This is a genomic window from Acinetobacter sp. MD2 (genome assembly GCF_035615575.1).
Lineage (GTDB): Bacteria > Pseudomonadota > Gammaproteobacteria > Pseudomonadales > Moraxellaceae > Acinetobacter.
This window is the reverse complement of sequence record NZ_VTDK01000004.1, coordinates 216923-241545: the sequence shown is the minus strand read 5'-3', so window position 1 is coordinate 241545 and position 24623 is coordinate 216923. Positions and strand designations below refer to the sequence as shown.

The 24623-nt window shown below is 39.8% G+C and carries 27 protein-coding genes and 4 tRNA genes; 23 read left to right on the top strand and 8 right to left on the bottom strand.

Annotation, left to right across the window (positions count from 1 at the left end; genetic code table 11):
• Window positions 1-72 precede the first annotated feature (72 nt).
• Entirely contained in the window at window positions 73-1263 is a 1191-nt protein-coding gene (locus FXN70_RS07755; protein ID WP_324646885.1) for an outer membrane protein assembly factor BamD, read from the top strand.
• 119 nt (window positions 1264-1382) lie between these two features.
• Entirely contained in the window at window positions 1383-3269 is a 1887-nt protein-coding gene (locus FXN70_RS07750) for a DNA primase (protein WP_324646884.1), read from the top strand.
• A 44-nt stretch (window positions 3270-3313) separates the two neighbouring features.
• On the opposite strand, the gene FXN70_RS07745 is transcribed toward FXN70_RS07750, so the two are convergent.
• Together FXN70_RS07745 and hemA are read right to left on the bottom strand one after the other, a co-directional pair.
• Window positions 3314-3592 (bottom strand): hypothetical protein, encoded by a 279-nt coding sequence (locus tag FXN70_RS07745; protein ID WP_324646883.1) that lies wholly within the window; start codon window positions 3590-3592, stop codon window positions 3314-3316.
• Between the two features lie 259 nt (window positions 3593-3851).
• Window positions 3852-5141, bottom strand: a complete 1290-nt coding sequence (gene hemA / locus FXN70_RS07740) for a glutamyl-tRNA reductase (protein ID WP_324646882.1) — start codon at window positions 5139-5141, stop codon at window positions 3852-3854.
• An 84-nt stretch (window positions 5142-5225) separates the two neighbouring features.
• Between hemA and FXN70_RS07735 the strand changes: the two genes are divergently transcribed.
• The 11 genes from FXN70_RS07735 (at window position 5226) to panD (ending at window position 11296) form a co-directional block, all read left to right on the top strand.
• Window positions 5226-6965 (top strand): tetratricopeptide repeat protein, encoded by a 1740-nt coding sequence (locus FXN70_RS07735; protein WP_420714393.1) that lies wholly within the window; start codon window positions 5226-5228, stop codon window positions 6963-6965.
• Window positions 6949-7545, top strand: coding sequence for a lipoprotein insertase outer membrane protein LolB (gene lolB / locus FXN70_RS07730; protein ID WP_324646881.1), 597 nt, complete (start codon window positions 6949-6951; stop codon window positions 7543-7545). The genes FXN70_RS07735 and lolB overlap by 17 nt, the downstream gene beginning before the upstream one ends.
• A gap of 12 nt (window positions 7546-7557) precedes the next feature.
• Window positions 7558-8388, top strand: a complete 831-nt coding sequence (gene ispE / locus FXN70_RS07725) for a 4-(cytidine 5'-diphospho)-2-C-methyl-D-erythritol kinase (RefSeq protein WP_324646880.1) — start codon at window positions 7558-7560, stop codon at window positions 8386-8388.
• A gap of 2 nt (window positions 8389-8390) precedes the next feature.
• A tRNA-Gln gene (locus FXN70_RS07720) sits at window positions 8391-8465 on the top strand.
• A 25-nt stretch (window positions 8466-8490) separates the two neighbouring features.
• Window positions 8491-8565, top strand: a tRNA-Gln gene (locus FXN70_RS07715).
• 18 nt (window positions 8566-8583) lie between these two features.
• Window positions 8584-8658: transfer RNA gene (locus FXN70_RS07710), tRNA-Gln, on the top strand.
• A gap of 75 nt (window positions 8659-8733) precedes the next feature.
• Window positions 8734-8808 (top strand) — tRNA-Gln (locus FXN70_RS07705).
• A gap of 38 nt (window positions 8809-8846) precedes the next feature.
• Window positions 8847-9800: a ribose-phosphate pyrophosphokinase gene (locus FXN70_RS07700; protein WP_324646879.1), complete on the top strand. Its 954-nt coding sequence runs from the start codon at window positions 8847-8849 to the stop codon at window positions 9798-9800.
• A 98-nt stretch (window positions 9801-9898) separates the two neighbouring features.
• Window positions 9899-10195, top strand: coding sequence for a 50S ribosomal protein L25 (gene rplY, locus FXN70_RS07695; protein ID WP_324646878.1), 297 nt, complete (start codon window positions 9899-9901; stop codon window positions 10193-10195).
• Between the two features lie 22 nt (window positions 10196-10217).
• Entirely contained in the window at window positions 10218-10799 is a 582-nt protein-coding gene (pth, locus tag FXN70_RS07690; RefSeq protein ID WP_324646877.1) for an aminoacyl-tRNA hydrolase, read from the top strand.
• A 116-nt stretch (window positions 10800-10915) separates the two neighbouring features.
• Complete coding sequence (gene panD / locus FXN70_RS07685; protein ID WP_324646876.1) at window positions 10916-11296, top strand: aspartate 1-decarboxylase; 381 nt, start codon at window positions 10916-10918, stop codon at window positions 11294-11296.
• 248 nt (window positions 11297-11544) lie between these two features.
• Here panD and FXN70_RS07680 read toward each other — a convergent pair whose 3' ends face one another.
• Window positions 11545-12087, bottom strand: coding sequence for an HPP family protein (locus tag FXN70_RS07680; RefSeq protein ID WP_324646875.1), 543 nt, complete (start codon window positions 12085-12087; stop codon window positions 11545-11547).
• An 85-nt stretch (window positions 12088-12172) separates the two neighbouring features.
• Here FXN70_RS07680 and FXN70_RS07675 point away from each other — a divergent pair, with 85 nt between their 5' ends.
• A complete protein-coding gene (locus tag FXN70_RS07675; RefSeq protein ID WP_324646874.1) occupies window positions 12173-12724 on the top strand; it encodes a TetR/AcrR family transcriptional regulator in 552 nt (183 codons plus the stop codon).
• Here FXN70_RS07675 and FXN70_RS07670 read toward each other — a convergent pair.
• The gene (locus FXN70_RS07670; RefSeq protein WP_324646873.1) at window positions 12721-13206 is read right to left on the bottom strand and encodes a DUF1289 domain-containing protein; all 486 of its coding nucleotides are present in this window, start codon (window positions 13204-13206) and stop codon (window positions 12721-12723) included. The genes FXN70_RS07675 and FXN70_RS07670 overlap by 4 nt on opposite strands.
• Window positions 13207-13476: 270 nt before the next feature.
• On the opposite strand from FXN70_RS07670, the gene FXN70_RS07665 reads away from it, so the two are divergent.
• Together FXN70_RS07665 and tmpT are read left to right on the top strand one after the other, a co-directional pair.
• The gene (locus FXN70_RS07665) at window positions 13477-14409 is read left to right on the top strand and encodes a rhodanese-related sulfurtransferase (protein ID WP_324646872.1); all 933 of its coding nucleotides are present in this window, start codon (window positions 13477-13479) and stop codon (window positions 14407-14409) included.
• A gap of 160 nt (window positions 14410-14569) precedes the next feature.
• Complete coding sequence (gene tmpT / locus FXN70_RS07660) at window positions 14570-15223, top strand: thiopurine S-methyltransferase (protein ID WP_324646871.1); 654 nt, start codon at window positions 14570-14572, stop codon at window positions 15221-15223.
• A 74-nt stretch (window positions 15224-15297) separates the two neighbouring features.
• Here the strand turns inward: tmpT and FXN70_RS07655 are convergent, their stop codons facing one another.
• Together FXN70_RS07655 and FXN70_RS07650 are read right to left on the bottom strand one after the other, a co-directional pair.
• Window positions 15298-15822 carry a YecA family protein gene (locus FXN70_RS07655; protein WP_324646870.1) on the bottom strand — a complete coding sequence of 175 codons (525 nt, stop codon included), beginning with the start codon at window positions 15820-15822 and terminating at the stop codon, window positions 15298-15300.
• Between the two features lie 66 nt (window positions 15823-15888).
• Window positions 15889-16095, bottom strand: coding sequence for a PA3496 family putative envelope integrity protein (locus tag FXN70_RS07650; RefSeq protein WP_324646869.1), 207 nt, complete (start codon window positions 16093-16095; stop codon window positions 15889-15891).
• 248 nt (window positions 16096-16343) lie between these two features.
• On the opposite strand from FXN70_RS07650, the gene rpoD reads away from it, so the two are divergent.
• The 6 genes from rpoD to FXN70_RS07620 all read left to right on the top strand — a co-directional run bounded on the left by rpoD (window position 16344) and on the right by FXN70_RS07620 (window position 22909).
• Window positions 16344-18332, top strand: coding sequence for an RNA polymerase sigma factor RpoD (gene rpoD, locus FXN70_RS07645; RefSeq protein ID WP_324646868.1), 1989 nt, complete (start codon window positions 16344-16346; stop codon window positions 18330-18332).
• Between the two features lie 110 nt (window positions 18333-18442).
• On the top strand, window positions 18443-18733 hold the full coding sequence (locus FXN70_RS07640; protein ID WP_324646867.1) for a DUF493 domain-containing protein: 291 nt from the start codon (window positions 18443-18445) through the stop codon (window positions 18731-18733).
• 105 nt (window positions 18734-18838) lie between these two features.
• Window positions 18839-19498, top strand: coding sequence for a lipoyl(octanoyl) transferase LipB (gene lipB, locus FXN70_RS07635; protein ID WP_324646866.1), 660 nt, complete (start codon window positions 18839-18841; stop codon window positions 19496-19498).
• Between the two features lie 51 nt (window positions 19499-19549).
• Window positions 19550-20080, top strand: a complete 531-nt coding sequence (locus tag FXN70_RS07630) for a hypothetical protein (protein WP_324646865.1) — start codon at window positions 19550-19552, stop codon at window positions 20078-20080.
• Between the two features lie 2 nt (window positions 20081-20082).
• Complete coding sequence (locus FXN70_RS07625) at window positions 20083-21267, top strand: iron-containing alcohol dehydrogenase (protein WP_324646864.1); 1185 nt, start codon at window positions 20083-20085, stop codon at window positions 21265-21267.
• A 250-nt stretch (window positions 21268-21517) separates the two neighbouring features.
• Entirely contained in the window at window positions 21518-22909 is a 1392-nt protein-coding gene (locus tag FXN70_RS07620; protein WP_324646863.1) for an APC family permease, read from the top strand.
• A 99-nt stretch (window positions 22910-23008) separates the two neighbouring features.
• Here the strand turns inward: FXN70_RS07620 and FXN70_RS07615 are convergent, their stop codons facing one another.
• Window positions 23009-23563, bottom strand: coding sequence for a flavodoxin family protein (locus FXN70_RS07615; protein WP_324646862.1), 555 nt, complete (start codon window positions 23561-23563; stop codon window positions 23009-23011).
• A 108-nt stretch (window positions 23564-23671) separates the two neighbouring features.
• On the opposite strand from FXN70_RS07615, the gene FXN70_RS07610 reads away from it, so the two are divergent.
• Window positions 23672-24046, top strand: coding sequence for a helix-turn-helix domain-containing protein (locus tag FXN70_RS07610; RefSeq protein WP_324646861.1), 375 nt, complete (start codon window positions 23672-23674; stop codon window positions 24044-24046).
• A 78-nt stretch (window positions 24047-24124) separates the two neighbouring features.
• Here FXN70_RS07610 and FXN70_RS07605 read toward each other — a convergent pair whose 3' ends face one another.
• Window positions 24125-24595: a tRNA (cytidine(34)-2'-O)-methyltransferase gene (locus FXN70_RS07605; protein ID WP_324646860.1), complete on the bottom strand. Its 471-nt coding sequence runs from the start codon at window positions 24593-24595 to the stop codon at window positions 24125-24127.
• Between the last annotated feature and the right edge of the window lie 28 nt (window positions 24596-24623).

Here is a 24623-nt window from a genome sequence, read left to right as displayed (position 1 = left end):
TTGGCTCATTAAGACAATAATGGTTTAATATTGCCATTGTAGCTCATTGCCCGTATTAACTGAGGAATTTTTATGTCGCTACCACGTTATAAAGTTACTATGCTTGCTCTTTCTTTAGGCATTGCAAGTACATTTGTGGGCTGTAGCAGCAATCCAGCAAAAAAAGAAGTGACCGATCTTGGCCCTAAAAGCTCTGAACAAGTCTATTTTGACTCAGCAGAAAAAGCGTTAAATAAAGGTCAATATACTGAGGCTGCCAAAAACCTCCAAGCGATTGACACCTATTTCCCAACTGGATCACATGCAGAACAAGCACAGCTTGATCTGATTTATGTAAAATTCCAACAAAAAGATTATCCAGGTGTGGTCACCGCAGCAGAACGTTTTATTCGTTTAAACCCTGAGCACCCACAGCTCGCTTATGCTTACTATGCACGCGGCGTGGCAAACATGGAACAAAACTATGACGGTATTATTCGTTATACCTCATTAAAACAATCGCATCGTGATGTCAGCTATTTAAAAGTTGCCTACCAAAACTTTGTGGATTTAATTCGTCGTTTCCCATCTAGCTCATATTCGGTTGATGCGGCACTGCGCATGAAATATATCAACCAAGAATTGGCTGAACATGAAATGGAAGCTGCGCGTTATAATATTGAGCGTAGTGCGTGGGTTGCAGCAGCGCAACGCGGTCAATGGGTGATTGAACATTATCCACAAACGCCACAAACGCCAGAAGCGTTAGCCACTGTTGCATATAGCTATGGCAAATTGGGTGATAATGCAACTGCACAGCAATATACACAAATTTTAAAACTCAACTACCCACAATTGGTCAAAGCCAATGGCAATGTAAATTTAGCTGCGGCACGTAATGAAGGTAGTTTTGTTAATAAACTGACCTTAGGTATTTTTGGGCGTAGTGATGAAAATGCCGTACAGTCAAATGATGCGAATTCAACCGAATCACAACGTAGTTTAACCAACCGTTTATCATTTGGTTTACTCGGTAAGTCTGGAACTGACTCAGAAGCATCTGCACCAACACCAACAGCACCTCAGGCAGAGCAAACAACGCCTAAACGTAGTTTAACCAATCGCTTGTCATTTGGTTTACTCGGTAAATCTGGGGACGAAGCAGAAACTGCACCTGCGGCAGAGCAAACGACACCAAAAGTTGAAACAGATACGGCAAAACCAAAACGTAGTTGGACCAATCGCCTAAGCCTTGGTTTACTCGATAAATCTGAACAAAACTAAGCGCGTTTTGCACAGCAAAGGGCAAGTGATTCACTTGCCCTTTTGCATTTTATCTCTATATATTCGAGATATGATACCATGATGAATGATGCAACCCTTTTTAAGATGGCTTAAGTTTTATGGCGATTCCTCAACAAACCATTGATCAAATCTTAGATCGCACCGATTTAGTTGATCTGATTGGTCAGCGCGTGAAACTTAAAAAAACAGGACGCACCTATTCAGGCTGCTGCCCGTTCCATCAAGAAAAAAGTCCATCTTTTCATGTCTACCGCGACAAGCAGTATTATCATTGCTTTGGCTGTCAAGCCAATGGCAACGCCATTAAATTCTTAATGGACATCGATAATCGTAATTTCATCGAAGTGATGAAAGATTTAGCAGGTCAAGCTGGCATTGAGTTGCCCAAAGATAATCAAGACAGTAAGAAACTTACTTATAAAAAATCGCTACCACAGCAGGCCAAAGCAGACCAAGCACCATCGAGTGAAGCACCGCCACCGAACCACGATAATCCTATCCCCTTTTATGCCGATTTTGACCTACCGAATGATTTTGGCTTTGATGCTTCTTTTGCCGACCCACAGTTTTATACAGATGAAATAGCCCATCAAGAAGGCAATTTATATGACCTCCTTGAAAATATTGCGCTGTTTTATCAACAACAATTACCCAAAAGCCAAACTGCACAACGCTACTTTAAACAACGCGGTTTAAATGCGACAACCATCCAAAATTGGCGTTTGGGCTATGCGCCCGAAGATTGGCAACACCTAGAACATGCTTTCCCTGCCGATATTGATGGCTTGAAGCAGCTTGGACTGATTCGCACCAGTGACACAGGACGTGATTTTGATTTGCTGCGCGATCGGGTCATTTTTCCCATTCGAGACAGCAAAGGTCGTGTGGTCGGCTTTGGTGGGCGTGCCTTAAATGACGAAATTAAACCCAAATACATTAACTCGCCCGACTCCGAAGTATTTCATAAAAATCAGTTACTTTATGGCTTGTATGAAGGCACAAAAAATAAAGCCCAAGATTGGTTTTTGGTCGAAGGCTATATGGACGTGATTGCCTTACAACAAGCAGGCATTTCAGGTGCGGTTGCAACACTCGGAACAGCAAGTAATACCGAGCATCTAAATTTATTATTTAAGCGTAATCATCGCATTACCATTGCTTTTGATGGTGATGCCGCAGGGCAAAAAGCGGCTAAACGCACACTTGAAATTGCGCTGCCGTTACTAAATGATGGCCGTGAATTGAAATTTTTTATTTTGCCCAATGAACATGACCCTGACTCCTTGATTCGTCAAGAAGGCATTGAAAAGTTTCAACAACTTTGGCAACAAGCCCCACTACTGTCGGACTTTTTGTTTGCACTACTGACCCAACAGCACGATGTTTCGACCCCCGAAGGCAAAAGTCAGGTGATGGGTGAATTACGTAACTTAACGCAGTTACTGCCGCAGCAAGGTTCGTACCGTTATTTACTGTCACAAGCGTTTCGAGAAAAACTGGGCTTAGGCAAACGCTTTACCCCACAAATTAGTCACGATGCGTCGCTTTCTTTTAATATTCGCACTCGTGATGAAGATTTTGTTATAGGCTTATTAGTCTATTACCCATATTTATACCCACAATTTGAAAAACTCCGTGCTTATATTCATACCGATGAATTACTTGCCGAAGTTTTGACAACGCTCGATCAAATTTTTGAACAGCTACCCGAAGATCAAGAACGTGCGATTTATTATGCACTTGGTGCTTGCTATAACTTTCGCGACACCTTAGCGGATATTTTACAGCGCACTGAAATTCTCTACACTTTTGAAACACCAGAGAAAACATTTAGCGCAGCAAAAGAACACGCATTATCATTAGAAGAAAAACACTTAAAACTAAAAATGAAAAACCCACAGTCGCTACAAGAATCAGTCAATTTACGCATGCAATTGAATGAACTGACCAAAAAAATTAGTTTAAAACTAGTGTCTTCAACCTAAAAAAGGTGAACCAAAGTTCACCTTTTTGCTCAGCATGTTCAATCTTAATGAAAGAAAATACGTTGATACGCAGGAATGAGTAGTTTATGTACACCTTGGCGATGTAAAGATTGACGCTGAGTTTTACGATTTTCAAACTCGCCATCAAATACACCAACAGAAATCGCTTTCACGTCAATTTTAAGTTGTTCAGGCACATGCTCTAACACATTTTCGGTAGTCAACATGACTTTGTTGAGTACACGTTGTTGATAAACACGGCTACGTTTTACAAAAGGTGATGCGTGCGCCAACAGCTGACTAAAATTTTGTGGGGTCTTCATTATCATCTCCTCGGACTTGATCATATCGATGATGCATGACAGCGCATGCGACGACAGTTTAAAATCAACCAATATCCTTTTCGGAGATTTTACTCGGTACAGAAATCATTATACTTAAGTCGAATAAATAACCAAGATCCTGCTTATTACACACAAGCCCCAATCAAATTATTTTAATTTTTACCCTTACAAATCAAAAGTTTAAATTATAAAATTTCAGAAAAACTTTGTGACTTTACAGTCATAGTTTTTAATATACTTATTTATTCACTTTAGCCTTACGTCGATTTTGTAAAATATCAGTCAAATGCGCTTGCATCCATTCAAATTGTTCAGGGTCGTCCGCTTGTGCCGCATCTTTTAACAAAATAGAGGTTGGATGAAGTAGCTTTTGGGTTAAACGATGTGAAAAAGCCTGTAAAACCTGAGCTGCATCCTGACCATCATTTAACAATTGCATGGCATGTGCTAGTTCTTGTTGTTGAATCTGTTCGGCTGTTGCCCGATATTGCTGAATAATTTCAGAAGCAGCGTGAACCTTCTCTTGGCTCAGCATTTGGGTGGCAAGCTGATTAACCATAACTTCAGCTTCAACCGCTGCTTGGCGGCGCTGGGCTAAGTTTTCATCGATTACGGTTTGTAAGTCGTCAACACCATACAGATAAACACCATCAAGCTCATCCACTTTGGCATCAATATCTCGTGGCACAGCCAGATCGACCATGAGCATTTGTTGATAACGGCGTTTTTTTAATGCAGTTTTAACATCTGTATAAGAAATAATCTGATGCAAACTACCCGTACAACTTGAAATAATATCGGCACGGTACAAATTTTCGCTCAAGGCATGAAATGGAATAATTTCAACTTCAACAAAAGGTGTAATTTCTTGGGCAAGTTTTTCTGCACGCTCATGTCCTCGGTTGCAAATCAACACTTTTGCAACACCTAAATCGGCCATATGTTTGGCAACAAGGCTATTCATTTCTCCTGCTGCAACCATCATCACAACCAGTTTTTCAGGATGACTAAAGACTTGCAAGGCCAGTTGCGCCACCGCATAGCCCATTGAAACTGCATGTGCGCCTACTGCCGTTTCTGAACGCACTCGCTTAGCTGCATAAAATGCATATTCAAAAATACGATTTAATTGGGTCGTCACTGTTCCTGCTGTTCTAGCTAATGACAATGCCGACTTTACCTGACCTAAAATTTGTGGTTCGCCCAACATCAATGAATCTAAACCACTGGCAACGCGCATTAAATGCGTCACAGCTTGAATATTTTCGTAGCGGTATACATGATTAAACAATTGACTAACATCAATACCATTGGTTTGTGCGAGCCAGTTCAATAAGATGTCGGCATGTTCTGCCATGGCATAAATTTCAGTGCGATTACAAGTGGAGACCACCACCAAGTCATTGAGTTGTAGTTTTTCGCTTTGTTCAGACAGCAAAAGGCTTAGGCGCTCTGCATTAAACGCAACGCGCTCACGTAACTCCACTGAGGCTGTTTGATGGTTGACACCGATAGCATAAAAGGTCATGTCAGATCATCATTTCACTAAGATTATGCAAGTGCTATTGTGCATTAATGGTGTCATAATAAACTTAAAAATTTGGATAAAGAAATTTTGCAGCAAACGATTCGGCAACATTCCGCCCTATTTATTCAACGCTATTCTAGCACAATCTTGATGCTAGGGAGTATGATGTTGTTCGCCTATCCTGATAGTTATGCGCAAAAGCTTTCTACACCTTATAATCCTGAACCGCTAAAACAAGCCATGATTGCGGAATTCGCCCTTCAATATCAGCAACCTGCAACGGCATTACATAATTATACTGTACTTGCAATTCACACCAATTCAACAGCTGCAAAACAACGTGCGCTCGATATTGCACTGGATGAAAATGACTTATATGCAGCGCTTGACATTGCCTCGCAGTGGGTGACACAAGACCCAACCGATGTTCCTGCCTTATTTTATTTGGCACATATCACCCTAAAAACCCACAAATATGAAATGACCGCAGCGACACTCGATAAAATTTTAAATATCGACCCCGATGCAGATTTAGCTGAAATTTTAGCGGGGATTGCACCTGATGATCCGAAAGACCGCCAAATCTTACTCAATGCACTTCGTCAAAGCAAAGCGCGTTACAACCCTTCTATTTTAGTGCTTATTGCAAGTTTAGAAGCCCAAAATGGGGAGCTAGAATCAGCACTTAAAAACATTCAAAAAGCACTACGTAAACGTCCGAATGTCACAAGCTTCATTCTACTCAAAGCAAACCTACTTGAAGCCTCAAACAATCAAGCCGCAACTCTTGAGTGGTATGCAAAATCGAGTAAAAAACATCGTGACAACTTAGAAGTGCACTTAGCTGAAGCCAAATATTTAATTAAAATTGGGCAGCCCGAACAAGCTTTAAATAAATTTGAACATATTATTCGCACATGGCCCAATGCAGATGAGCCAATTTTTATTGCAGGCTTAACCAGTATTGACTTAAAACATTACGATCAGGCCGAACAGTTTTTATTACAGCTTAAAAATTCTTCACAATATCAAAATGATGCCTATTATTACTTGGCGATTAATGCCGAGCGTAAACAGCATTACGAAACTGCAAAAACTTATTATCGGTTGGTCGATGGTAGCTTATATACGGTTTCACGCAGAAATTTAGTCAACATTTATGAAAAAGAAGATAAATTGGGCGATGCTTTACGATTTTTAACCCAAGAGCGTGTGAATTATCCACAACATGCAAGCTTTTTATATCAGCTACAAGCCGACATTTTAGTCAAAACAGCACAAAAAAAAGCGGCAGTTGAATTGTTAGATGAAGCCATTCACAACTTACCTGATGATCCGGATTTAATCTATGCGCAAGTTCTCTTGCTTGATCCATATCAAGACCGTGAGCGCCTAGATAAAGACTTAAATCAATTATTAAACATTGAACCCAATAGCCCAACCTATTTAAACGCCTACGCATATACTCTGGCATTACAAAACAGACGCTTAAATGATGCCCGTAAATACGTTGAGCATGCACTAGAATACGCCCCCGATCAGTCCTCTATTTTAGATACCTTTGGTTTTATTGCCTTTTTACAAAATGACTTTAAGGCAGCAATTCCTGCATTAACCCAAGCCTTTGAAGCCAATCACAATATCAATACAGGCGTTCGTTTAGCCAAAGCTTTGTATCTACAAGGCTCAACTAAACGCTTTAATAGTTTGCTACAACAATTACTACACCAATTTCCAAATGACCCTCAAGTCATACAGCTTAAAAATTTACTCTTAGCCGCCCCACATAAAACGAGTTTGGTTCACCATGCAACGATTCACTAAATTTTGCGTTGGTTTTTTGACCAGTAGCAGCCTATTTTTAACAGGTTGTCAGCACTATCAAAAGCCGACTACCCCATCAACACCATTACCTGAACAAGTGACAGGCGAGGATGCTCAGCCACAATTTGAGCTACAAGGTAAAATTGGTGTACGTACGCCACAGCAATCGGGTAGCGCATTTTTTACTTGGCTACAACAACAAGATCATTTTGAAATTGATCTCTCTGGGGCGCTTGGAATAGGCAAAACCCATATTGAGGGCCAACCCGGTCAAGTGACGCTCACCAGTGCCAAAACAGGTACAATTACAGCAGCAAGCCCAGAAGAACTACTTGAAAAAGCCACAGGCTGGCAAACTCCGATTACCCATTTAATACATTGGGTAGAAGCTAAACCTGCCACAAATGAAGCTCAAATTCAACGTGATGACGCACAACGCGCCATTCAAATCATTGAAGATGGTTGGACTGTTAGTTTAAATTATAAAGACGAGACCATATTACCAAACAAACTTATTTTGCAGCAAAATCTCGAAAATGGACAACAAAATCGTATTACAATGGTGATTCAGAATCGTTAAATTCTCTTATTTATGATCCGAGTTCCTTCCCCTGCCAAACTTAACTTATTTTTACATATTACAGGTCAACGCGCCGATGGTTATCACGAACTTCAAACCATTTTTCAGCTCATTGACCTGTATGATTGGTTAAGTTTTACACCCAACTCAAGTCATGCAATCGTGATTGATGGCCTAGATAACGTCGATCAACAGCACAATTTAATCTATAAAGCCGCACAATTACTCCAGCCTTTTGCTACCCAGTATTGCGGTTTAAATATTCAAATCGAAAAAAACATTCCGATGGGTGCAGGCTTAGGTGGTGGTTCATCTAATGCGGCAACCACCCTGATTGTGCTTAATCAACTGTGGCATTGCGACCTAAACAACAAACAACTCAGCGCACTTTCCATACAACTTGGTGCTGATGTGCCTGTTTTTATACAGGGTCAAAATGCATGGGCAGAAGGCATCGGTGAACAACTCAATTTCATCAAATTGCCTAAAAAACAGTTCATTGTGCTTAAACCCGACTGTTTTATCAGCACTCAACTGCTTTTTTCACAAAAAACATTGACAAGAGACGCCAAGCACACTAAATTTTGCGCCTATCAGCAAACGCCATCTGATTTTGGAAATAACTTTGAGCCATTAGCAAGAAGTTTATATCCTGAAGTCGATGAAGCAATGCAATATCTTGATCAGTTCGGAGTTGCAAAGCTTACAGGTACAGGTGCTTGTGTTTTTGTTGAAGTGATGGAAACGATGAATATTGAGTTCATTTTAAATCATTCACCATGTAAAGCTTACTTGGTTAATAGTTTAAATGAGTCTCCATTAAATCAGTTTTCAATTACTTAGTTAGGGGCGTCGCCAAGTGGTAAGGCACCGGGTTTTGATCTCGGCATCCGTTGGTTCGAATCCAGCCGCCCCTGCCATCATCTGTATAGAGTTTTGCATATTAGGGGCGTCGCCAAGTGGTAAGGCACCGGGTTTTGATCTCGGCATCCGTTGGTTCGAATCCAGCCGCCCCTGCCATTGCAAAAGTCTAAATTTAGGGGCGTCGCCAAGTGGTAAGGCACCGGGTTTTGATCTCGGCATCCGTTGGTTCGAATCCAGCCGCCCCTGCCAGTTTTTAAAAAGACAGAACACAACAAGATTATCTTGACAATACAAGATAAACCCTTTAAAGTTCTGCCACATATTAGGGGCGTCGCCAAGTGGTAAGGCACCGGGTTTTGATCTCGGCATCCGTTGGTTCGAATCCAGCCGCCCCTGCCATATTCTTCTAAACACATCTCAACCGCCAAGGGTGCTTCATGCCCAATCTTGTCGTTTTTAGTGGAAATGCTCATCCACAATTCGCTCAAAAAGTCGTAAGTCACTTACACATTCCTTTAGGCTCTGCTTCAGCGTCGCGCTTTTCTGACGGCGAAATTGCAGTAGAAATTACTGAAAATGTGCGTGGTAAAGACGTTTTTATCGTGCAACCTACTTGCGCCCCAACCAATGATAACCTAATGGAAATCTTGGTGATGGCTGATGCATTGCGTCGTGCAAGTGCGGGTCGTATCACTGCTGTCATTCCTTACTTTGGCTACGCTCGTCAAGACCGTCGTCCTCGTTCTGCACGTGTTCCAATTACTGCAAAAGTTGTGGCAGATATGCTGACAACCGTTGGAATTGACCGTGTGGTGATGATCGACCTTCACGCCGACCAAATTCAAGGCTTCTTCGATATTCCTGTAGATAACATCTACGGTACACCTGCATTACTTGCAGACCTTCGTCAGCAACAACACGACAATCTTGTCGTTGTTTCGCCAGACGTTGGTGGTGTGGTACGTGCGCGTGCAGTAGCGAAGCAAATGGGTGACATCGATTTAGCGATTATTGACAAACGTCGTCAAAAAGCCAACGAATCTCAAGTGATGCACCTAATTGGTGATGTACGCGATCGTGACTGTGTCATCGTAGATGATATGGTGGATACCGCAGGTACATTGTGTAAAGCTGCCGATGCACTCAAACAATTTGGTGCGCGTCGTGTTGTGGCTTATGCAACGCATCCTGTTTTATCTGGTAAAGCGATTGAAAATTTACGCAACTCTGTAATTGATGAATTGGTTGTAACTGACACCATTCCTCTTTCAGATGAAGCAATTGCATTAGGTAAAATTCGCCAAGTTTCGGTTGCAAGCATGGTTGCTGAAACGATTCGTCGTATTAATAACGAAGAATCAATCAGCGCAATGTTTGATAGCTACATTTAAACAACGCGTTTTTTCTATAAGCCCTGCTCTATTGCAGGGCTTTTACTCAACTAGATTGGTCGCAGATCTAGTTTTATTTCACTTAATGAGGATATCTCATGTCTAACTTCGTATTAAATGCTCAAGCACGTGCTGAAACTAACCAAGGGAAAGGTGCGAGCCGCCGCCTTCGTCATGCTGCACAAGTTCCTGCAATCATTTATGGTGGTGAAGCTGCACCTGTAGCAATCACTTTAGAACTTCGTGAGCTTGTAAAAGCTTTAGAAAACAACGCATTCTTTGAAGAAGTTGTTCAAATTAAAGTAGGCGAAACTGTTGAAAGCGTTAAAATCCAAGCGTTACAACGTCACCCTGCTAAAAACACACCAATGCACGCTGACTTCAAACGCGCGTAATTGGTTCTGAGCGTATTTTGTTGTGAATAACATCTCGCTCATTGTCGGCTTGGGCAATCCTGGAAAGGAATATGCCCAAACCCGACACAATGCTGGCTTTTGGTTTGTTGAACAACTCGCCAACCGTTACGGCATTTCCTTAAAAGCTGATCCCAAATTTCATGGAATTAGCGGCAGAGGCAATATAGAAGGTCAAGATGTCCGTCTATTACTTCCTACAACCTTTATGAACCGTTCGGGTCAAAGTGTTGTGCCTTTTGCTAAATTTTATCAAATTAGTCCTGAAGCGATTCTTATCGCTCACGATGAACTGGATATGAATCCTGGTGTCATTCGCCTAAAAACAGGTGGTGGACATGGTGGTCATAACGGTTTACGTGATATTGTCCCCCATATTGGTGCCAATTTTCATCGCTTACGTATTGGGATCGGGCATCCTGGTGCAAAAGATCGCGTTTCTGGTCATGTTTTAGGTAAAGCACCTAAAAGTGAACAAGACCTTATGGATGCAGCACTTGATCATGCAGTTGCTAAAATTGACCTATTGGTTGATGGGCAAATCTCTCAAGCCATGAATCAAATAAACGCATACAAACCCACTTAAACTTTTCGTGATTTTACTCTTGTCTGTTGTTTAATTTTTTAGACAGCACGCTCACTGCATTTTGCTTAAAGAGAAAATCAGCACATCCGAATGATGTGTTTTTAGGAGACGCTTTCATGTTATCGCGTTTATTAAAATGTAAAATCCATCGTGCAATTGTCACTCATGCAGAACTACATTATGAAGGCTCTTGTGCGATTGATGGGACACTGATGGATTTAGCCGGCATTCGTGAATATGAAGAAATTCATGTTTGGAATGTCACCAATGGGAAACGTTTTACCACCTATGCCATCCGAGGTGAAGATAACTCGGGCATGATTTCTGTTAATGGCGGCGCAGCACACCAAGCAGAAGTCGGTGATATTGTGATTATTGCAACTTTCGGTGATTTTACCGAACAAGAGGCAAATGCACACCACCCTCGCTTGGTCTATGCCAACCCTGACAATACTGTAAATCACACAGCGAACTGCATTCCAGTTCAAGTGATGTAAAAAATCCCGCATTAAAATATGCGGGATTTTTTTGTTTTATTTATCAAAATAATTAAATTCTTTGAATGTAATATGGCAAATATCTTAAAGAGCTATATACCTATTTCAGCAAAAACTATCACTATCCCTCAAACGATTATTCAAGATACGCTCATTACAACCATTCCAAATCATCTGGATTATGTTTTTTGATTATATAGCTACAGTAACGATGTACTAGCAGTTATTAAATAGTCCAACAATACACCTTAGTTAATATTTTTTTTGTGCACTAAAATAGCTAAGCCATAGTTTGGCCATTTTTGTTGAGCTTTAAAGTTATTTACACAATAAGCAATAGCCACCAATGTGATTGTTCCAAGTAATACAGGAAAAATAAGAAATGACCAACTGTAATGGGTGATATTTGCCGTGAGTAAAATCACCAAAGGATTTGCTCCTGCAGGTGGATGTACACAGCGCATCCATTGCATTAACGCAATTGCAACACCAACAGCAGCTGCAATACTCAAAATATGTACCCCAAATACCTTTAAAAAGACCAAACCAACCAAAGCTGAAATAAAATGTCCGAAGATCACATTTCGTGGCTGTGCTAAAGGTGACTGTGAAACAGCATAGAGTAATACACAACTTGCACCAAATGGCGCCATAATAAAAAGATGCCCTGACCACTGACCTAATAGCAATAGCGCCAATATACTCAGCATCCCACCAAAGAAACCACGTAAAATTTCAATATAGGATGGTCTTACTGCTAATTTTTCGTTCCCTGCAAACCAACTTAGCATTCGTGTCTTCTCTCTTGATTTATTCAGCATCTAAAATTAGACTACAAAATAGTACAGATCTGTACAGTTTTCAAGGACCAATTGAATGTCAAAAGCATCACAGAAAATTTTATATACCGCTGAAAGCTTATTTAACCGCGATAGCTTTAGCCGTATAGGTGTAGATTTAATTCGCGATGAATCAGGATGCTCAAAAACCACTCTGTATACGCATTTCAAAAATAAACAACAACTTGTAGAAGAAGTACTTAAAACACGTGATCTAAATTTTAGAGAAAGCTTGAGTCTATTTATTGGAAATGCACAAGATTTAACTGCACTTGAACTCATTTTTGATTGGCATGTTGCTTGGTTTAAACAAGATAATTTTAAAGGCTGTTTATTTATCCGAGCCGTTAGTGAATCGACATCAGAAGAACAGACAATCATTCATATTGCACAACAACATAAACAATGGCTCTATCAGTTTATTAATATAAACATTGTCGAAATGAAGAATAAAAATGAAGTTACAGAACTTTTTTATACCTTTTTAGAAAGTATGATTAGTCGTATTTTGGTTGAAGGTTTAAACCAAGATTTCATTCAGACCCAAAAACAATTGTTGTTTAGATTAATTAGCTTATTACAAGTTTAATCTTCCAACTCAACTTGTAACAAACTATTTTGAATGCCATCCGCCCGTAGCCAAGCCAAATCATAACTGGCTTCAGCTAAAGATAAAATACGGCGCTCAAACTCACGCCATAACGGTTTAATTTGTTCAGCAGATAAACCCAAACCACTTTCATCGGCTAAGTGTTTATTTTTTTCGCACACGCGTAATGCATAATATAATTTACGTCCTGTACTGGCCTGTTCTAAAAATCGAATACGTTTAGAAACTAAAAACTGCATTGTGATATGCAAATTTGCATGGGCTAGCATTGGAATTAAAATTTGATCTAGCTGCATATCTAGTCGCTTCCAAATCGCCAATTGCTGTGCTTCGGTATAGCTATTCCAACGAATAATCTCGTGATTAAAGCGCCGACAACCACGACAAACATGGTCGCCAAAAGTGGTTGAGCAACGCCCTGCACAGGGTGTGACAGTAGGGATTCGACCAGCACTACTCAAAATAATGACCTCACATTTGCACCTCTAAAACACACAGACACTATATCTTGTGTAAAAAGATATTTTATCAACTAGATTTGGTGTTTCAAAGCAGATTTTCAATTTATTTAATTTTACTTGAACCTTGCGTTTAAGGATTTATCTTCAAGGATAATCACAATTATTTTTTAGAAACAATTCCCTATAAATTGTATTGATTTGTCGCTTAAAACTGATTTTCACGCTAGAATATGCCACTTATTTTTGATTACTGATACTTTTGGAGTTTCCATGAACGCTACTGTAGAACAGCTTGCACCTGTAGAACAGCAAGCGACCACTGACTGGGTTGTTGCCGCACTATATCAATTTAAAGAAGTTGCTGATGCTACAAATTTGCAACAGCGCTTATTGGCTTTAGTGAAAAGCATCAATTTATGTGGAACTCTAATTGTGGCCAGTGAAGGAATTAACGGCACGGTTGCAGGTGATCGCCAAGCTGTCGATACGATCCATCAATTTTTATTGAACGAAGGTTTTAATGCGATGGAATACAAAGAATCGCAAAGTTCTGAAAAACCATTTCGTAAAATGAAAATTAAACTAAAAAGTGAAATTGTTACTTTAGGCGTAGAAGTTAAACCACGCGACTTAGTCGGGCATTATTTAGATCCGAAAGAGTGGAATGATTTGATTGCCCGTGACGATGTCATTTTGATTGATACCCGTAACGATTACGAATACAAAGCAGGCACATTTAAGGGTGCGATTGACCCTAAAACTGAAACTTTCCGTGAGTTCCCAGAATACGTTAAGCAAAATTTAGAACAGCATAAAGATAAAAAAATTGCCATGTTCTGCACCGGTGGTATCCGCTGTGAAAAATCGACCTCTTTATTGCTACAAGAAGGCTTTAACGAGGTTTATCACCTTAAAGGCGGTATTTTAAAATACCTAGAAGAAACACCAAGCGAAGAAAGCATGTGGGAAGGTGAATGTTTTGTCTTTGATGGACGTACTGCGGTCACGCATGGCATGGAAGAAGGCGAAAATATTAAATGTCACGCCTGTGGTTGGCCGCTAGTTCCTGAAGAAGTAGCCTTACCAAGCTATGAACATGGTGTGTCTTGTGTATATTGCATCGACAAAACCACAGAAAAGCAAAAAGAAGGCTTCCGCATGCGGCAGTCACAAATTGCGGCTGCAAAACGTAAACGTCTTTAATTTAAAACAAAGCCAAAACTAGCCTGCTCTAGTTTTGGCTTTGTGCAAAAAATAAAAATTCTAGCCATTAGCTTAAGTTGTCGTAACCACCCGATACTATCTTTATTTATTTTCATCAGCCATGATAGATATAATAACTCAGCACATCTAAAGAGATATTATGCAACACGAATTTTGGCATCAACGTTGGCAAGACAATAAAATTGGTTTTCATCAATTCATTCCTAGTCCGCTTTTAGTGGAACATTTTAATCAACTGAATTTAAATGCACATGCCCGCATTTTTGTTCCTTTAAGTGGAAAAACACTGGATATTGGCTGGTTTTTACAGCAAGAATACAAAGTTGTCGCAATTGAGCTCAGCCATATTGCTGTAAAATCATTGATTGAACAATTAGCTAAAGACTTTGAAATACATTTTGAGGTCTCCCATCATCATGATCTGATCTATTATCACCACCCTCAGATTGATCTTTATGTCGGAGATTTTTTTAATCTGTCACACACAGAGCTAGGACATGTCGATGCCATATATGACCGAGCTGCTCTGATTGCATTACCTGATGCGATACGTTTTAATTATGCCAAACACTTAGTTGAAATCACCAATACAGCGCCTCAATTTCTCATTAGCTATGAATACGATGCAGGAAGCCATGAAGGGCCGCCTTTTTCAGTCAATCAAGCTGAAATTCAAATGCTTTATGCGAAGACCTACAATTTAAAACGTATACAAGAACAATGGGTTGATCCTATAAAAAACAAAGGCAATAACCCTAAAAGTACAGTTTGGCAACTTACAGCCAAGCTTTAAAGAAAAAAACACCGCATCAAGCGGTGTTTTGCAATCTATCGAGCCTTTTTAGACTCAAAGACCATCATGACAAATTAGTTTGGTGTATGGTACATCAAATACAATTCATTCAAGTTTTCAGGAATCTCTTCTGCAAGTTCATCCATCAACTGACCATTGCGACGGAAAGATTCCATTTGTGGATCTTCTTCATCAATGCCACTAAACACCATAATTGGCAAAGTTAAATCGACCAATTGTTCTTCAAATTCAGGGGTAAACCATGCTTCTTCATTTAAGAACATCGCATCGACGAAGCCTACACTCCAATCGCCTAAACTTGATTCAACATCGGCTTCTTCAATTTCAAAAGGAAATTCAATTCCTTCTTCATTGGCTAAACACTGACGTAAATACTCTAACCATAATTTAATTTGGGTGATGATTTCGGCAGGGACTTTTTTAACATTACTGTCAAATAACTCATTCAACCAATTGTCAAATGTTGGCCCAACAGCAATCGCACTTAAAAAACCATGGGTTGCTGCGAAATCTAGACCGTACTCGTTTTGGTCACCGTCCAAATAATCACTTAATTGATCTAAATTTAATGCGCTCATGGTAATTCTACTCTTGGTTAACTATGCGCGAGCATAACACTGATTCAAGCGACTGTTTAGCCGCTTTTATTCAGCATCATCCTCAAAATCGTCATCATCGTCCAAATCGTAGTCAAAATCTTTTAACTCACGCTCTAAACGACGTTGTGCAAGCAAATCATCAATTAAACGACGCTTCTCTAATGACTCTTTTGCACTGATTTTACTTGATGCTTCGTCAAAACTGACATCATCATCATAACTCTCATCTAGTTCAAAATCTGTAGAAGACACTTAAACTACCTCAACATAAAAATATAAATGTTTTATCGGCTATTTAGCGTGCTGAGATTTTTTTGTCAAGTATTATCTGATTTTATATTTTTTAGCGATCAAATAAACAGCCCTTTTTTTATTCCTCTTTTTTGTGTATTTATATAAAAGTGCGGCATGAAAAATACAAAAGTATCGTATGCACGCTTGAAAAAAGATAAAACAACCCGATATTAATAAAACTTTGTTTTGTTCTCCCAACAAATGGGATGGATAAAACACAAGAAGGAAAAAAACCACGTAAAGTATGCTATAATGCACGGTTTTTCACTGCCACAGATTCAACTGAGAGTAAGCAAAAGATGAGCGATATGAATTCCCCTACTTCTCAAGTAGCGGCTCTGATTAGCCGAGGCAAAGAGCAAGGTTATTTAACTTACGCTGAGGTTAACGATCATCTCCCAGACTCGATCACAGAAAGCGAACAGATTGAAGACATTATTCAAATGCTTCAAGACGTGGGTATTCCTGTGCATGAACGTGCACCTGAAACCGACGACACGATGTTTGGTGAATCAACTGAATCGGGCGATGAAGTTGCAGAAGAAGAAGCGGCTGCAGTTTTAGCATCGGTTGAAAGTGAACCTGGCCGTACCACCGACCCTGTGCGTATGTATATGCGTGAAATGGGTACAGTTGAGCTACTCACCCGTGAAGGTGAAATTAGCATTGCAAAACGCATTGAAGAAGGTATTCGTGACGTTTTAAATGCAATTGCTTACTGGCCAAATGCCGTGGAAGTTGTTTTAAAAGAATATGAAGATTTCAATAATGGCGAACGCCGTTTAGCTGATATTTTGTCAGGCTATTTAGACCCAGAATCTGACGATGATATCCCTGAAGTAGTTGAAGAAGACGATGCTGAAATTAATTCAAATGATGAAGATCAAAGCAGCTCGAAACCAAGTAAAGATGTAAAACTTGACGATGATGACGAAGAAGAAGAGTCAGAAAGTGATGACGATTCTGAAGGTGAATCTGGGCCAGATCCTGAAATTGCCAAAGTTCGTTTTACAGAATTAGAGCAAGCTTGGACACACACGAAAGTTATTTTTGAAAAACATGGTCGTACATCACCAGAAGCAGACGAAGCGATTAGTGCGCTTGCAACTGTATTTATGATGTTTAAATTCACGCCGCGCTTATTCGATATCATTTCAGAAATGATTCGTGCTACACATGAGCAAATTCGTACCGCAGAACGCGAAATTATGCGTTATGCGATTCGCCGTGGTCGTATGGATCGCACTTTGTTCCGCACCACATTCCCAGGTCAAGAATCAAATCCGGCTTGGTTTGAAGAACAGCTTGCCAAAGCACCTGCCGAAACACGTGGCTACTTAGAAAAAGTTCGTCCAGATGTGTTGGCGTTCCAACAAAAAATTGCTGACATCGAACAATATCTTGGCTTAAATGTTAAAGATATTAAAGATATTGCAAAACGCATGTCGATTGGTGAAGCCAAAGCTCGCCGTGCGAAAAAAGAAATGGTCGAAGCCAACTTACGCTTGGTAATTTCAATTGCCAAAAAATACACCAACCGTGGCTTACAATTCTTGGATTTAATTCAAGAAGGTAACATTGGCTTGATGAAAGCGGTAGATAAGTTTGAATACCGCCGTGGTTATAAGTTCTCAACTTATGCAACATGGTGGATTCGTCAGGCAATTACCCGTTCAATTGCAGACCAAGCACGTACCATTCGTATTCCTGTGCATATGATTGAAACGATTAATAAAATTAATCGTGTTTCACGTCAGCTGTTACAAGAAATGGGCCGTGAACCAACCCCTGAAGAATTAGGCGAACGTCTAGAAATGGACGAAGTCAAAGTTCGTAAAGTGTTGAAAATTGCCAAAGAGCCAATTTCAATGGAAACCCCTATTGGTGATGATGAAGATTCGCACTTAGGTGATTTTATTGAAGATTCAAACATCACCTCACCTGTTGATGCCGCAACTTCAGAAGGCCTAAAAGAAGCGACACGTGAAGTATTAGAAAACCTGACTGAACGTGAAGCCAAAGTTCTAAAAATGCGTTTTGGTATTGATATGCCAACCGACCATACACTTGAAGAAGTGGGTAAACAGTTTGATGTAACGCGTGAGCGGATCCGTCAAATTGAAGCTAAAGCTTTACGTAAACTGCGCCATCCTTCACGTTCAGAACACTTACGTTCGTTCTTGGAAAATGACTAAGATCATCTAATCTGTGGGAGCTTGATTTTTTCATTCACTCCCCCATTATAGATGTATCAACAGAACGCCTGCGCTGATTGCAGGCGTTTTTATTTAAAAATGAGGCTATTATGTTAGAAGACCGCACACCTTCTCGTGAACTTCGTGAAGATCTTTGGGTATTCCCAATGGACTATCCAATCAAGCTCATCGGCAACGCAGGTGAAGAACTTCGTGTTGCGGTGGTTGGAATTTTAGTGAAACATTTTCCTGAGTTTGATGAAACAAGCTTAGTGATTACCCCGTCTCGCACAGGAAAATACCACTCACTCACTGCACAGTTACGCTTTGACGAGTTAGAGCAAGTACATGCTTTGTATGCAGACTTAGCTGCTTGTTCACTGATTAAAACAGCACTTTAATCAAAACACGCTTTAGGGCGTGTTTTTTATGTCAAAGCAAATCTTCTATCTCATGCACACTGTTTTATAATAATATTATATTTCTAATTTTTAAGGCAGATTGCAGTGACTCACTCAATCGTAAAACCCACCCTTCTAATCCGCCAGTATTCGTGCCTTACGCCCTATGCCGAACGATTTATAGAAATGAAAAGTTTTACAGAACAACGTGATGCAACATCACCCGATCAAATTTGGATTTTGCAACATCCTGCCGTCTTAACACAGGGACAATCGGGTAAACCTGAACACATTCTTATTCCAACCGACATTCCTGTCGTACAATCCGACCGTGGTGGACAAGTGACTTGGCATGGGCCTGGGCAAATGGTCATGTACTTTATGTTTGACCTTAACCGTTTAAAATGGAACGTGCGCTCATTGGTCAGCTTTGCTGAACAACTCATGATTGACCTACTCAAAAAATATGACATTGAAGGTTATGCCAAACCCGATGCGCCCGGTGTTTATGTCGATGGTCGAAAATTTGGCTCTTTAGGTTTTAAAATTAGAAAAGGTCGCAGTTATCATGGCTTGGCATTGAATATTGATTGTGATTTATCAGGTTTTCAAAGCATTAATCCCTGTGGTTACGCAGGTTTAGAGATGGTACGTTTCTCCGACCTTCTCAATGATTATCCTAATTTTGAGCAACTTAGTTTAGATGTGATTGATTATTTGAAACGCACAGATTACTTTAGTGATATACAAATCATCAATCCATAACCACATTCATGTATCACCCACACAATAAATCATGCTAAAAGGGATCACGACATGACCAAAAGCTCACCTAAATTTAACTTCCAATATCGCTATGTTAGCCTGATGATGGATGTGATTGGCCGTGGTCTCGTCACTGCAAGCCAAATCGACCCAGAAATTCAAGCGGAAATTGCCAAATTTCCAGCACAGTTTATTCTGTCGATGAATGTGTTCCCAAATGGCCCTGCGTTTATTGCTCAAGTGACTGACAATAAACAATTGCAACTTTTACAACACAGTACAAGAAAACCAGATTTAACCATTACCTTTAAACATTTGAGTCATGCATATTTGGTTTTTTCATTTAAAGAAAGTACTGCACAAGCCTTTGCCAATGACCGTATGATTGCAGATGGTGACCTATCCTATGCAATTCGCTTAGTGCGCTGCTTAAATAAAATGGAAGCTTTAATTCTACCTAAATTCATGGCTTCAATGGCTGTTAAAGAATATCCAAACCAATTAACATTCAAAGAAAAAATTTCGACTTCAAGTCGCATTTATCTCAAAATTGCACAATCATACCTTAAAGGGAGTGTTTAACCATGAGCAAGGCTTATTATGAATTTTTCTGTCCTGTTAAAATTATTGCAGGGCATGCAGCACTTGAACACATTCCCTTTGAACTCGCAACTTTAGGTGCAAAACGCCCACTGATTATCACTGACAAAGGCGTGCGTAATAACGGCTTACTTGCACCGCTTGAAGCAGCCTTTATTAGCGCAGAAGTTCATGTTGGCGGTATTTTTGACGATGTCCCTCCCGACTCTAGCTTAGAAACCGTACGCTTAGCTGCCAAGCTTTATCGTGAACATCATTGCGATGCGATTATTGCTGTGGGCGGTGGTTCCGTCATTGATACAGCCAAAGCCACCAATATTTTAGTGTCTGAAGGTGGTGATGACCTGCTTAAATATTCAGGCGCACATAACCTACCAAAACCGTTAAATCCTTTTTTTGTGATTCCAACCACGTCTGGCACAGGTTCAGAAGTCACTATGGTGGCTGTCGTATCAGATCCTGAACGCAATGTGAAAATGGCATTTGCATCGTATTATTTAATGCCACACGCTGCAATTTTAGACCCGCGCATGACCTTAACTTTGCCACCGCACCTCACTGCAATGACTGCAATGGATGCGATGACCCATGCCATTGAAGCCTATAGCTGCATGGCCGCTAATCCCATGAGTGATGCCTATGCCACTGCTGCAATTAAAAAAATTAGCCAAAATTTATTCCAAGTTCTAGATAATCCCAAAGATACTGCTGCGCGTTTAGAGCTCGCTCAAGCCTCCACCATGGCAGGCATTGCATTTTCAAACTCAATGGTCGGTTTAGTTCATTCGCTTGGGCACTCTTTAGGTGCAGTCGCACATTTACCACACGGTTTATGCATGAATTTATTTTTGCCTTATGTGCTTGAATATAATCAGAGTGTTAATGGTGACAAGATTGCTGAATTGTTATTACCACTTGCAGGAAGTGAAATCTATGCACAAACCCCAGCAGAAGAGCGTGCAGCCAAAACCATTCGTACACTTTACGAGATTCGCGACCGACTCTTTGAACAAACCAAATTGCCACGCACTTTAAGTGAAACAGGAAAAGTTCAAATCGATCACTTTGATGAAATTGCAGAAAAAGCACTCAATGATGGCTCAATTATTTACAACCCCAAAGAGGCTACACTCATGCAATTAAAAGAAATTTTGCAAAAAGCTTGGTAGCGATATGACTGGTTCGCTCAAAATGCATAATAAGATATGAATATTATGCATTTTTGTTATATAAGAAAGAGATGGCAACATAAAAATCAAAATTGGCAGATTTTTTGCTAAAAGAAAGCTTAATAACTGTTAAATCATATTAAATTGATATAAAGTTGCGCTCTTTGTTTTATCGTAGGCGGGGTCGTTCGTCCTAAACGATCCTAAAAATTTAGCTGATCCTTGATCAACGATTATGAGGATAACGCCGTTGACACATTCATCTGGGACTCAACAGGCAGCATCACTGCAAAAAACCCTTCTTCTTGGCCATATTATTATTATCGGATTGGCCTACATTCAACCCATGACCTTATTCGATACCTTCGGTATGGTATCGGAAGCAAGCGTTCAACATGTGCCAACTTCGTACTTCTTTGCTTTATTGGCTGTATTATTTACAGCATTAAGCTATGGACACATGATTAGACGCTATCCTTCTTCGGGCTCGGCATATACCTATGTACAGCGCTCGGTACACCCAAATGCAGGTTTTATGGTCGGTTGGTCATCATTATTGGACTATATTTTAAGTCCAATGGTGAATATCTTATTGGCCGTCATTTACTTAACAGATATGTTCCCTGGTGTTAACCATTGGATTTGGGTCATTAGCCTGACCGCATTTATGACATGGGTAAACTTGCGCGGTATTAAGTTTGTTGCCAATTTCAATGGTTTAATTGTCTTATTCCAAATTCTGGTGATTGTGATTTTTGTTGTATTAATTATCAAGCAATTAGCACTTGGTAATACTGCAATGAATACACTTGGATTAGCACAAACACATGATGCAACACTTTGGTCAACAACGCCTTTCTTTAGCGATCAAGCTAAGGTTGGTACACTGATTACAGGTGCAACTATTCTTTGTTTCTCGTTTACAGGCTTTGATGCACTGAGCTCATTGGCTGAAGAAACCAAAGATACCGATAAAGTACTTCCACGTGCAATTTTCTTAACTGCATTAATTTCAGGGATTATCTTTATTGTTGCCGCTTACTTCATGCAATTGTTTTTCCCAGGTAATCCAGCACAATACTTCCATGATGTAAATGCAACTCAACCCGATATTCTGCGTATTGTAGGCGGAGAGATGTTCAAGTCAGTGATTCTTGCTTTTGCAATTGTCACAGTAATGGCTTCGGGTATTTCAGCGCATGCGGGCGTTTCGCGCTTAATGTATGTAATGGGTCGTGATGGCGTATTCAACAAAAAATATTTTGGTAGTTTAAGTTCAAAGAACCATTCTCCATCATTTAACATTATTTTAGTTGGTGTAATTGCACTTTCGGCAGGCTTTACTGACCTTGACCATGTGGTGTCGTTAATTAGCTTTGGCGCATTAACTGCATTTAGTTTTGTGAATTTATGTGTAATTTCACAATATGCCTTACGTGAAGGTCGCACAAAAACACCAAAAGACATTTTTAACTATGTCGTTATTCCGATGTTAGGCTTTATTGCTGTTGGTGCATTATGGTTGCAAATTGACCATGTTGCACTAAAATGGGGAATCATTTGGGCAGTTGTGGGTATTTTGTTCTTAGGTTATAAAACCAAAGGCTTTAAAATTCCACCACCACAATATAAACAAGATTAATTCCATATATAAAAAAACCAGCGTTTACGCTGGTTTTTTATTGAATGACCGTCTCAATTAAGGTTGGAACGATCAATTTGTTTGCTTATCTACTAAAAATTAATCCGCTAATTTTTCAGCAATTGCCAATACGCGTTTTGCATAGGCTTTTGCTGTATCTAAATCGCCTGATGGGATTTCATCTACACTTGCGTCAGATGGACTTTGTACCAATAGACCAACTGAACCACCTAAATTATTGACATCTTGACGTGTTGCATTTTTAGCATTTGACGGTGGTAAACCTAAGCTTACCCAAACACCGCCATGTTGTGATGCTAATGTTTGTAACTGAATTAAAGTCACTTGCTTGTCGCCATTTAAACTTGCACTATTGGTGAAACCTGCAAAGACTTTATCTTGCCAACCGCGAGTGAACCAAACCTTCGACGTTGCATCTGCAAACTTCTTAAACTGCCAAGGTGCTGTGCCCATATATGTTGGCGCACCAAATACAATCGCATCGGCCTGATTTAATGTTTCCCAATCAGCATCTTGAATATCACCTTGTTTATCAATCGCAATTAAGGTTGCATCAATTTCATTTGCAAACACTTCTGCAATTACTTTGGTGTGCCCATAACCTGAATAATAAACCACTGCAACTTTTGCCATTTTTCAACCTATTGTCATTTTAACAAAGAATTCCTCTATAATATATTTTAGATATTAGCTGTCAATTAGTTACCTAAAGGTAACCATAAGCGTAGAGCCATCATCAATATGAATACTTTTTTATCTTATAATGTCTATCGTTCAAATTGCCCTGCCCGTGTTTTCTTCGAAACACTTGCCAACAAATGGGTCTTGCTACTTATGAATGCGCTTGAACATGAACCACAACATTTTAATTTGCTTAAAAAAAATATTGAAGGTATTTCACCTAAAGTATTGTCACAAACGCTTAAAAATTTAGAACGCGATGGCTTTATTAAACGTACTGTAATGGATACTCGACCTGTGCGCGTTGAATATTCACTCACACCATTTGGTGAAGATTTTTCAAAAACCACCTATTTAATCAAAAATTGGGCTGAAAAAAATATCGATCGGGTTTTAAGCGCACAACAAATTTACGATGCTGAACAGTTCAAATAACCTTTAAATCGCTGATTTTTTGTTGATATAAAAAGAAAAAGCCATGTCTAATACATGGCTTTTTTAATCATTGCACCATTAAAGTGCTTTGAAACCTTGTTGTCGCCATGCTTCATATACAATCACTGCTGTGGCATTTGACAAATTCAAACTACGCGAGTTTTCTGTCATTGGCAATCGAATCCAGTTCGACTCAGGAAACATCAAACGTACAGATTCAGGCAAACCACGCGTTTCAGGCCCCATCAATAATGCAACTGATCGATTTAAATCCACCGTATGTGGCGTCGCACTACCTTTGGTCGTGAGTGGGAAAACCTCATAAACACCCTGCGCTTTTAAATCCTCAAGGCATAATTCAATCGTATCCCAAATTTTCATATTGGCATATTCATGATAATCCAGACCTGCACGCTTGAGTTTTTTATCATCTAACTCAAAACCCAAGGGTTTCACCAAATGCAATTGAGCGCCAGTATTGGCACATAAACGAATGATATTACCCGTATTGGCAGGAATTTCTGGTTCAAATAAAACAACGTGGATCACAAATACTCTCGACTTTTTTATAACGGCG